The following is a 2,265-nucleotide window of genomic DNA, read 5'->3' as shown; positions in this document are numbered from 1 at the left end:
GATCACGCTGGCCATAAGCATGGCTATTCCCATGATCACACTGGTGGTCTATGAGCGTAGCGACGATCTGTCGGCCTTTCTCTGGTCGAGTCTGATTACCTTCATCTGTGGCTTGCTGTTGGTTGTGCGGGGGCGCCCGGATGCTGGTCAGCTTCGCCCGAGGGACATGTACCTGCTGACTACTGGCAGTTGGGTGGTTGTATGCACCTTTGCAGCGCTGCCAATGGTGTTCATCAGCGATATCAGCTACACCGACGCGTTCTTTGAAACGATGTCTGGCATCACAACCACTGGCTCGACTGTACTCACCGGTTTGGATACCTCATCTCCCGGTTTGTTGATATGGCGCTCCATGCTGCATTGGTTGGGAGGCATCGGCTTTATCGGCATGGCTGTGGCGATCCTTCCACTGCTGCGAGTAGGTGGCATGCGTCTGTTCCAGACAGAGTCCTCAGACTGGTCGGAGAAAGTGACGCCGCGTTCCCATGTAGCAGCCAAATACATTCTTTTGCTCTACCTGGGGCTTACTGGCATCGGAGCTCTGGCGCTTTGGCTCGCTGGAATGACGCCATTTGAAGCGGTCAACCATGCAATGTCGTTGATCTCTACCGGGGGATTCTCAACGTCGGACGCCTCGCTTGGGCATTGGACGCAACCAACGATTCACTGGGTGGCAGTGGTCATCATGATTCTGGGCAGCCTGCCGTTCACCTTGTACGTCGCGACATTGCGCGGCAATCGGCGTGCGCTGATTCAGGATCACCAGGTACGCGGGTTTATCGGGTTCTTGCTCGTCACATCGCTGGCTGTAGGTACCTGGCTATGTTTTCACAGCGATTACGGGTGGTGGGATGCGTTTCGTATCGTGGCCGTCAATGTGACCTCGGTCGTCACGACCACCGGAATTGCGGTCGGCGACTACACCTTGTGGGGCAGCTTCGCTGTCTTGCTGTTTTTCTATTTGACCTTCGTGGGTGGTTGTTCCGGCTCCACTGCAGGCGGTCTCAAAATCTTCCGTTTTCAGGTTGCTGCCACCCTACTGGTCAGTAGTTTAAAGCAGTTGATCCATCCTCGAGCCGTGATTCAGAAGAAGTACAACGGTCATCCCATTGATGAAGAGATCGTGCGCTCGCTTTTGACCTTTTCGTTTTTCTTCACCATCACCATTGCTGCCATCGCCTTGGGCCTGGCTCTCATTGGGCTTGATTGGACAACAGCGTTGAGCGGTGCCGCTACGGCGGTGTGTAACGTCGGGCCAGGGCTTGGCACGATCATTGGGCCTGCCGGTAACTTCTCGTCATTACCTGACGCAGCAAAGTGGTTGCTGACTATTGGCATGCTGCTGGGACGATTGGAGATACTCACAGTGCTGGTACTCATCACGCCGGTTTTTTGGAGGTATTAAACCTCTCCACTGCCTCGAAAACCACCTTACAAGACAGCGCCCAATCTGTAGCACGGTCTGTCTCGCAGTGTTCCTTTAGCTGTTTGGAGCGAGCGGATTATTTGGTTAGTCTTACGATCAATAAGCCGAACTCAAGGAGCACCTCGGGTGATCAAACCGATAATGCTGTTACGCCGTAGCTTCGCCTCCTTGCGCTGGCGCACTAGAGTCACACTATGGACTGCGGCGACCATTGCCGGTCTGCTTGTGGTGGCTTTTGCAAGACTGGCGGATCTAGCTCTGGCCCAGTTCGCGCAACAGACCGCTGAGCGAACGTGGCTTCCTCTTATTTACACCCCACTGATCGGCATGCTCGTAGTTTGGCTGACAACCTGCTTTTTCGCCGGCGCGCAAGGCAGCGGAATTCCGCAAGTAATCGCAGCAACACGCCTTGCTCGTCAAGGTAAGCCCATAAACAAGCTGGTTTCGCTGCGCATTGCTTTCGCCAAGATAAGCCTTGGAACTCTGGCGCTGACGGGCGGCTTTTCAGCGGGGCGCGAGGGCCCCTCCGTTCAGGTTGCGGCATCCATCATGCACTTCTTTCACCGCTTCTTGCCCAATGCGCGAATCGTACGCAGCGAGGATCTTATTTTGGCGGGCGGTGCAGCGGGTATTGCGGCTGCATTCAATACGCCGCTGGCCGGGATCGCCTTTGCCGTTGAAGAGCTGGGACGAAAGCTGGAAACCCGTACCAGCGGCGTTCTTCTTAGCACCATCATTCTGTCTGGGATGGTTGCCATTGCCTTGCAGGGAAACTACAACTACTTCGGTCATTTCGACATCCAAGACATCAACGTCGACATAGTCGTCCCGGCACTGGT

2 protein-coding genes are annotated in these 2,265 nt (G+C 55.1%); both read left to right on the top strand.

Features of this window, described 5'->3' with window-relative positions; translation table 11 throughout:
* Position 1 precedes the first annotated feature (1 nt).
* A complete protein-coding gene (locus tag ACRESJ_RS28525) occupies positions 2–1,405 on the top strand; it encodes a TrkH family potassium uptake protein (RefSeq protein WP_431760859.1) in 1,404 nt (467 codons plus the stop codon).
* 147 nt (positions 1,406–1,552) lie between these two features.
* Positions 1,553–2,265: chloride channel protein (locus ACRESJ_RS28520; protein WP_431760858.1), on the top strand; the 713-nt coding region annotated here is incomplete at its 3' end.

Source organism: Pseudomonas sp. (genome assembly GCF_050739655.1).
Lineage (GTDB): Bacteria > Pseudomonadota > Gammaproteobacteria > Pseudomonadales > Pseudomonadaceae > Aquipseudomonas.
The sequence above is the reverse complement of the archived record's forward strand: the minus strand, read 5'-3'. Positions and strand labels throughout refer to the sequence as shown.